Source organism: Lentzea miocenica (assembly GCF_033949945.1).
In the GTDB taxonomy this organism is placed as follows: domain Bacteria; phylum Actinomycetota; class Actinomycetes; order Mycobacteriales; family Pseudonocardiaceae; genus Lentzea; species Lentzea miocenica.
Map to the genome: position 1 here is coordinate 335,738 of NZ_JAXAVW010000003.1, position 8,228 is coordinate 343,965.

The following is an 8,228-nucleotide window of genomic DNA, read 5'->3' on the forward strand; positions in this document are numbered from 1 at the left end:
GCATTAGCCCGTCCCGGTGAGTGGACCCCTTACGCTCTGCCGGTGTCCAAGCTCGCCACCGCTGCCAAACGCCTCCTCGTCGGCAGGCCGTTCCGCAGTGATCGCCTCGCGCACACCCTCCTGCCCAAACGCATCGCCCTCCCCGTGTTCGCCTCCGACGCCATGTCGTCGGTCGCCTACGCGCCGGAGGAGATCTTCCTGATGCTGTCCGTGGCGGGCCTGAGCGCCTACGTGATGGCGCCGTGGGTGGGGGTCGCGGTCGTCGTGGTGATGCTCACCGTGGTCGCCAGCTACCGGCAGAACGTGCACGCCTACCCGTCGGGCGGTGGCGACTACGAGGTCGCGACGGTCAACCTCGGGCGCAGAGCAGGGCTCACCGTGGCGAGCGCCCTGCTCGTCGACTACATCCTCACGGTCGCGGTGTCGATCTCGGCCGCGGCGGCGAACATCGGGTCGGCCATCCCGTTCGTCGCGGAGCACAAGGCCCTGTTCGCGGTCGCCGCGATCGTGATCCTCACGGCGATCAACCTGCGCGGCATCCGCGAGTCCGGCAGCGCGTTCGCGATCCCGACCTATGCGTTCATGATCGGCATCATGGTCCTGATCGTGTGGGGCCTGTTCCGCGGGCTCGTGCTCGGTGACGACATGCGTGCGGAGAGTTCCGGCTTCGAGATCCACGCCGAACAGGACCACCTCATGGGCCTCGCGTTCGTGTTCCTCGTGCTGCGCGCGTTCTCGTCCGGCTGTGCGGCCCTCACGGGTGTCGAGGCGATCAGCAACGGCGTGCCCGCGTTCCGCAAGCCGAAGTCCCGCAACGCCGCCACGACGCTCCTGATGATGGGCACCATCTCGGTGACCATGCTGATGGGCCTGATCGTGCTCGCCCAGCTGACCGACGTGCGGATGGCCGAGTTCCCGAAGGACCAGATCGCGAACGCCCCGAAGGACTACGAGCAGAAGACGATGGTCGCGCAGATCGCGCACGCCGTGTTCGACAACTTCCCTCCCGGCTTCTTCTTCATCGCCGGCGTCACCGCGCTGATCCTGGTGCTCGCGGCGAACACCGCGTTCAACGGCTTCCCGGTGCTCGGCTCGATCCTCGCCCAGGACCGCTACCTGCCGCGGCAGCTGCACACCCGCGGCGACCGGCTGGCGTTCTCCAACGGAATCGTCTTCCTGGCCGGGTTCGCGGTCGTGCTCGTCATCGCGTTCGACGCCGAGGTCACGCGGCTGATCCAGCTCTACATCGTCGGCGTGTTCGTCTCGTTCACGCTGAGCCAGCTCGGCATGATCAGGCACTGGAAGCGGCTGCTCAAGACCGAGACCGACCCGCAGACGCGCAGCCGGATGCGCCGCTCGCAGGCGATCAACACCTTCGGTCTCGCCATGACCGCGACCGTGCTGATCGTCGTGCTGATCACGAAGTTCACCAAGGGCGCGTGGATCGCCATCGCCGCGATGGCCGCCATCTACGCGTTGATGACGGCGATCCGCAAGCACTACGACACCGTCGCCGAGGAACTGCGCAAGCAGGAGCGCGTGCGCACGATGCCCGCGCGCAACCACGCGATGGTGCTGGTGTCCAAACTGCACATGCCGACGCTGAGGGCGTTGTCCTACGCCAAGGCCACGCGCCCGGACGTGCTGGAGGCCGTCACGGTCAACGTCGACGACGGCGACACCCGCAAGCTCGTCCTGGAGTGGGAGAAGGAGAACTTCAAGATCCCGCTCAAGGTGATCGAGTCGCCCTATCGGGAGATCACCAGGCCCGTCCTCGACTACGTCAAGCGCGTCAAGTCGGACAACCCGCGCGACGTTGTTACGGTGTTCATCCCCGAGTACGTCGTCGGCCACTGGTGGGAGCAGTTGCTGCACAACCAGAGTGCGTTGCGGCTCAAGGGAAGACTGCTTTTCCAGCCGGGTGTGATGGTGACCAGTGTGCCGTGGCAGCTCGAGTCGTCGGTGAAGGTCAAGGACAAGGACGTCATCGCGCCCGGCGCTGTCCGAAGGGGACTTGACGACCGATGAGCTCGGCCAAAGAAGACTGGACCGGACGGACCTTCGAAGTAGAGGTCGGTCCGGTCGCGCACGGCGGGCACTTCGTTGCACGCCATGAGGGGCGCGTTCTGTTCGTTCGGCACGCACTGCCTGGCGAACGTGTTGTGGTGTCGGTGTACGAGGACAACGGCGGGTCGTTCTGCCGTGCGGACGCCGTGGAAATCCTGGAGCCCTCACCGGACCGCGTCGAGCCGCCGTGCCCGTTCAGCGGACCGGGGATGTGCGGTGGCTGCGACTTCCAGCACGTGTCGTGGGACGCGCAACGGGAGCTGAAGGCCCAGATCGTCCGCGAGCAGCTGAGCCGCCTCGCCAAGATCGAACGTGACGTGGTCGTGGAGGCGCTGCCGGGCGGCCCGCTGGAGTGGCGGACCCGCATCCGGATGGCCGTCGGCCGCGACGGACGGCCCGGTTTCCGCGGCACCCGTTCCCACGATGTGATCCCGATCGACCACTGTGTGATCTCCCGGCCGGGCATGGTGGAGGCGGTGGCCGACCGAAAGTGGCGGGCGCACGAGGTCACGATCGTCCAGGACGGTGACGGCAACCGTCATGTGGGTGAGGTGCGCGGCCGACACACCGCGCGACGCGCCGGAACCGGTACGGCCGTCGAGACCGCCGCCCAACGAAAGTGGCGAATTTCCGCGGAAGGTTTCTGGCAGGTCCACCCGGCGGCCGCGGACACGTTCGCATCCGTCGTGGGGGAGTGGGCTGCTGCTGAACCGGGGCAACGCGCGTGGGACCTCTACGGCGGTGCGGGACTCTTCGCCTCGGTGCTCGCGCGGCAGGTCGGCGAGAGCGGATCCGTGCTGGTCGTGGAGTCTTTCCCCGGTGCGGTGGAGGACGGCCGGCGCAACCTCCGCCGCATGTCTCAGGTGGAGTGGGTGGTCGACAAGGTCGAGCACGCCGTGAAGCGCGCACTGCCCGTTGAGAACCCTCATGTCGTGGTCCTCGACCCCCCTCGCAAGGGTGCGGGCAAGGTCGTTGTGGCTGAAGTCGCACGACGCCGTCCGCAGCGGGTCGTCTACGTGGCCTGCGACCCCGCCGCACTGGCCCGCGACCTGGCTGAATTCACAGTTCAGGGCTATCGGCTCGAGGAACTGCGGGCGTTCGACGCGTTCCCGATGACACACCACGTGGAGTGCATCGCCCTGCTCGTACCTGAGACCAGCTGACAAAGCGTCTCAGTCGAGTCTCCGTAGACTGAGCCGAAGTCTTCAGGAGTGAGGTGGGCGTGGTGACCCTGCTGGAGTCCGTGCACGGACCGGCTGATCTGAAACGGATGGACGAGGCGCAGCTGTCGCAGCTGTGCGACGAGATCCGGCGTTTCCTGGTCGACAAGGTGTCCAAGACGGGCGGGCACCTGGGCCCGAACCTGGGTGTCGTCGAGCTGACCGTGGCGCTGCACCGCGTCTTCGACTCGCCGCAGGACCCGATCGTCTACGACACCGGGCACCAGTCGTACGTGCACAAGATCGTCACGGGTCGTCGTGACGGCTTCGACCAGCTGCGCCAGCGCGGTGGCATGTCCGGCTATCCGTCGCGGGCGGAGTCGGCGCACGACGTGCAGGGCAACAGCCACGCGTCGACGGCGCTGTCCTACGCGGACGGTCTGGCGAAGGCGAAGCAGCTCAACGGCACCAACGGTCACGTCATCGCCGTTGTCGGTGATGGCGCGCTGACCGGCGGTATGTGCTGGGAGGCGTTGAACAACATCGCGGCGGACAAGACGCGTCCGGTCGTGATCGTGGTCAACGACAACGGCCGTTCGTACTCGCCGACGATCGGTGGTCTCGCGGACCACCTGTCGTCGCTGCGGCTGCGCCCCGGCTACGAGCGCGTGCTGGAGAAGGGCAAGAGCGCGCTGCAGCAGACGCCGTTCTTCGGCAAGCCGCTCTACGCCGCGTTGCACGCCGCCAAGCGCGGCATCAAGGACGCGCTGGCGCCGCAGGCGATGTTCGAGGACCTCGGCCTCAAGTACATCGGCCCGGTCGACGGCCACGACATGGCGACGCTGGAGTCCGCTCTGCAGCGCGCGAAGTCGTTCGGCGGCCCGGTGATCGTGCACGCGGTCACCCGCAAGGGCATGGGGTTCGCGCCGGCCGAGAACCACGAGGCCGACCAGATGCACGCCACCGGGATCATCGACCCGATCACCGGCGAGAACGTGAAGCCGGCCAAGCGCACCTGGACGCACGTGTTCTCGGACTCCCTGGTGGAGATCGGCCGCGAGCGTTCCGACGTCGTGGCGATCACCGCCGCGATGCAGGGACCGACCGGCCTGGACGCGTTCGCCAAGGCGTTCCCGGAGCGCTTCTACGACGTCGGCATCGCCGAGCAGCACGCGCTGACCTCGGCCGCCGGTCTGGCGATCGGCGGCCTGCACCCCGTCGTGGCCGTCTACGCGACGTTCCTCAACAGGGCGTTCGACCAGCTGCTGATGGACGTGGCCATGCACGAGCAGGGCGTGACCGTCGTGCTGGACCGCGCGGGTGTCACCGGTCCGGACGGCGCGTCGCACCACGGGATGTGGGACATGTCGATCCTCGGTGTCATCCCCGGCATCCACGTCGCGGCGCCGCGGGACGCCGGCACGCTGGCCGAGGAGCTGCGCGAGGCCGTGGCGATCTCGGACGCGCCGTCGGTGATCCGCTACCCGAAGGCCTCCGTCGGTGGCGACCTGCCCGCTCTCGAGCGCATCGGTTCCGTCGACGTGCTTCGCCGGTCGGGCAACGACGTGCTGTTGGTGACCGTCGGCGCGTTGGGCGAGCTCGGTATCGAGGCTGCGCAACGGCTGGAGGACCAGGGCATCGGCGTGACGGTCGTCGACCCGCGGTGGATCTACCCGATGTCGGTGGACCTCGTGGAGATGGCCGCGTCGCACAAGCTCGTGGTGACCGTCGAGGACGGTGGCCGGCACGGTGGTTTCGGTTCTGCGTTCGCGGCGGCGTTGCGCGATGCCGACATCGAGGTGCCGTTGCGCGACATCGCTCTGCCGCAACGGTTCCACGACCACGGTGAGCGTGGTGAGGTGCTGGCGTTGTGCGGCATCACCGCCCAGGACGTGGCGCGCCGCGTGACGGAGTGGGCCTCGCGCCTGGAGTGCCTGCCCGTCGAAATGGACGCGCCCGCGGAGAAGTAGATCGGCTAACCTCCACCCCGCGTCCGTTCTTGCGGCCCAGCAGGTTTCCCTCGCTCGGGTCCCGCGTTCTGCGGACGCATGGCGCTGTAAAGGCACCAGGTTCACACCCTGAGTTGCCACGACCCCGGTCGCACACGGGGACGGCGAGCTTTGCAAGTCCCTTGTGGACTTCCGTTCGCCGTCCCGCCGGCCGGGGTCGTGGTCTGCCTGGCCAGTACGAGTTCCGTGGGGTGGAGACGATGAAGCACACGTTGTACCCGTGGGAGCGGGCCGTTCAGTTCGATCGTGGGGTGCTGGTGGGCGAGGTTGAGCCCGGCCAGCACAAGTTCCCGCGACACGTCGTGCTGCACCGCGTCGACCTCCGGCCGCGCACGATGACCCCGGCCGCGCAGGACGTGCCGACCTCCGATGGCGTTCTGGTCCGGGTGACCGTTGTCGTGCGGTGGGCCGTGTCCTCCGCGACGACGTTCGTGGTCGCGTCTGCCCGGCCTGAGGATGAGCTCTACACGGCCGTGCAGCTGGCATTGCGCAGTGCGGTGGTTACGCGCGCGCACTCCGCCGTTGACCCTGAGCGTGAAGCTGTCGCGGCCGAGGTGCTGGCCACAGTCGCCGCACGGGCCGCGGAGCTGGGTGTGACGGTGGCCGAGGTGGCTGTTCGGGATGTCGTCATGCCCGGTGAGCTGCGGCGGGCCGCGCTCGCCGAGCTGGTGGCGGCTGCTGAGGGACGGGCGGCTCTGGAGCGGGCGCGCGGGGAGACGGCGGCCTTGCGGTCGCTGCTGAACGCTGCCCGGCTGGCCGAGGAGCACCCGGCGTTGCTGGAGCTCAGGGCGTTGCAGACGGCGTCGACGGTCGTGGTGGATCGGCCCTCACGCAGGTCGTAGCCCGAAATCGACCTGTGAAGGTGTCGTTAAGCGCCTTCTCAGGTCGGTATGGCACCTTTGAGGCGTGCGGATTCTGGTAGTCGAGGACGAGGCGCCTCTGGCCGACGCGATCGCTCGCGGCCTGAGGCGCGAAGGCATGGCCGTGGACGTCGCCTATGACGGCGAGACCGGGCACGAGAAGTCGACCGTGACGCGGTACGACGTGGTTGTGCTCGACCGCGACCTTCCCGGGATGTCCGGCGACGAGCTGTGCAAGGAGATCCTCAGCTCCGGTGCGCTCACCAGGGTCATGATGCTGACCGCCAGCGGGTCGATCGAGGATCGCGTGTCCGGGTTGTCGCTCGGTGCGGACGACTACCTCGCGAAGCCGTTCGCGTTCCCCGAGCTGGTCGCGCGCGTACGGGCGTTGGCTCGGCGCGCGACGCCGGCGACGCCGCCCGTGCTGTCCGCCCAGGACGTCGAACTGGATCCCGCGCGGCGCACCGTGGCGCGTGGTGGGCAGCCGATCGAGCTGACCCGCAAGGAGTTCGGGGTGCTCGAGGTCCTGCTCGCGGCCAAGGGGTCGGTCGTCAGCAGCGAGGAACTGCTCGAGCGCGTGTGGGACGAGAACGCCGACCCGTTCACCACGACCGTTCGCGTCACCGTCATGACGTTGCGCAAGAAGCTCGGCGAGCCGGGCATCATCGACACCGTCGTGGGCTCCGGATACCGGGTGCCGAGTGCGTCGAACGGGTCTGGCGAAGACTGATTCGCGGGGACTGAACCTCATGCGAAGGCGCGGACCGGGGCTTCGTCTCCGGATCACGCTCCTCACCACCGCGCTGGTCGCGGCGGTGAGTGCTGTGCTGCTCTTCCTCGGGTGGACGCTGGTCGGGCGGGTCTTCGACTCGTCGCCGTCGTTCCCCTCCGACACCCAGGTGACGGTGGACGGCGTGACCGTCACCGTGAAGACGCTGACGGACGCGCTGACAGTCGCCGCCCGCCAGGACCTGCTGCGTGCGGGGTTGATCGCGTTCGCGTGCATGGTGGTGGCAGCGGTGGTGCTGGCGTGGACGTTCACCGGTCGTGTGTTGAAACCGCTGCACGACGTCACGGGTGCCGCACGCCAGTTGTCGGCCGAGTCGCTCGGGTCGCGGTTGCGGCTGGAAGGGCCGCGCGACGAGGTCGCGGAGCTCGCGGACACGTTCGACGCGATGCTCGACCGGCTCGAAGCGGCCTTCGATTCGCAACGCCGGTTCGTGGCGAACGCATCGCATGAACTGCGGACTCCTCTCTCGGTGGTGCGCACGGAACTGGACGTGACGCTGTCCGATCCGGACGCCGACGTCGAAGAGCTGCGGCGCATGGCCGGCGTCGTGCGCGCGGCGGGGGAGCGTGCGGAGCAGTTGGTGTCGGCGTTGCTCCTGCTTGCGCGCACGGACGGTCTCGGGCTCGCGGTGCGTGAGCCGGTCGATCTCTCGGCTGTTGTCGAGTCCGCGTGGAAGGCCGTGCGCGCGGAGGCCGGGGCACGCAACGTGCGCACTGTCTTCCGGTGTGTGCCCGCGCTCGCGGTCGGGGATCCCGCACTGTTGGAGCGCATCGCCGGCAACCTGCTGGAGAACGCCGTTCGGCACAACCACGTGGGCGGGTGGATCGAGACCGTGGTGGAGACCGGGCCGCAGTGGTCCGTGCTGAGGGTGTCCTCGTCGGGTCCGGTCATCGCGCCGGACCGCGTCGAGGAGCTGTTCGAGCCGTTCCGCCGCGGGGTCAAGGACCGCACCAGCCAGTCCGGCACGGGTCTCGGGCTGTCGATCGTGCGTGCCGCGGTGGCAGCGCATGGCGGGTTTGCGCAGGCAGTGGCCGTGCCGACCGGTGGTCTGTCGGTCACCGTGCACCTGCCGAGCGCACCCAGCTGAGCGCAGATACAAGATTGTCGACGTGGTCCCGGTCACACCGTGCGTCGATCTTGCCGGGTTTGGGCCGTCCGCGTGGCGTCTGACCTGGGGTTACGCCGTTAGTGACCCCCGATTTGGAGGTAGGAAGTCCGGCGTGTAAATTTCTCTCTGCCAGCACGGAACGGGCCGGAAAACACCGGAACGGAGTGCGGCGAAAGACTTCTAAGCCTGACACAGCCCCGGAAGTTCCCTCCTCGCGGAGATGGACTGCGGTGT

Annotated in this window: 6 protein-coding genes; all 6 read left to right on the plus strand. The window is 68.3% G+C overall.

Annotation, left to right across the window (positions count from 1 at the left end; translation table 11 throughout):
• Positions 1 to 42: 42 nt before the first annotated feature.
• The 6 genes from SK803_RS05785 to SK803_RS05810 all read left to right on the plus strand — a co-directional run bounded on the left by SK803_RS05785 (position 43) and on the right by SK803_RS05810 (position 7,973).
• Positions 43 to 2,028, plus strand: coding sequence for an APC family permease (locus SK803_RS05785; RefSeq protein WP_319964705.1), 1,986 nt, complete (start codon positions 43 to 45; stop codon positions 2,026 to 2,028).
• Complete coding sequence (locus tag SK803_RS05790; protein WP_319964706.1) at positions 2,025 to 3,230, plus strand: class I SAM-dependent RNA methyltransferase; 1,206 nt, start codon at positions 2,025 to 2,027, stop codon at positions 3,228 to 3,230. The genes SK803_RS05785 and SK803_RS05790 overlap by 4 nt, the downstream gene beginning before the upstream one ends.
• A 62-nt stretch (positions 3,231 to 3,292) precedes the next feature.
• The gene (dxs, locus tag SK803_RS05795) at positions 3,293 to 5,197 is read left to right on the plus strand and encodes a 1-deoxy-D-xylulose-5-phosphate synthase (RefSeq protein ID WP_319964707.1); all 1,905 of its coding nucleotides are present in this window, start codon (positions 3,293 to 3,295) and stop codon (positions 5,195 to 5,197) included.
• A gap of 239 nt (positions 5,198 to 5,436) precedes the next feature.
• Positions 5,437 to 6,078: an SPFH domain-containing protein gene (locus tag SK803_RS05800; protein WP_319964708.1), complete on the plus strand. Its 642-nt coding sequence runs from the start codon at positions 5,437 to 5,439 to the stop codon at positions 6,076 to 6,078.
• 64 nt (positions 6,079 to 6,142) lie between these two features.
• Complete coding sequence (locus SK803_RS05805) at positions 6,143 to 6,826, plus strand: response regulator transcription factor (RefSeq protein WP_319964709.1); 684 nt, start codon at positions 6,143 to 6,145, stop codon at positions 6,824 to 6,826.
• Between the two features lie 19 nt (positions 6,827 to 6,845).
• The gene (locus tag SK803_RS05810) at positions 6,846 to 7,973 is read left to right on the plus strand and encodes a sensor histidine kinase (protein WP_319964710.1); all 1,128 of its coding nucleotides are present in this window, start codon (positions 6,846 to 6,848) and stop codon (positions 7,971 to 7,973) included.
• The last annotated feature ends 255 nt before the right edge of the window (positions 7,974 to 8,228 follow it).

Excerpts from the sequence above, each read along its gene's own strand:
- SK803_RS05800 (WP_319964708.1), top strand. The coding sequence starts at position 5,437 with ATGAAGCACACGTTGTACCCGTGGGAGCGGGCCGTTCAGTTCGATCGT.
- SK803_RS05790 (WP_319964706.1), top strand. The coding sequence starts at position 2,025 with ATGAGCTCGGCCAAAGAAGACTGGACCGGACGGACCTTCGAAGTAGAG.
- SK803_RS05810 (WP_319964710.1), top strand. The coding sequence starts at position 6,846 with ATGCGAAGGCGCGGACCGGGGCTTCGTCTCCGGATCACGCTCCTCACC.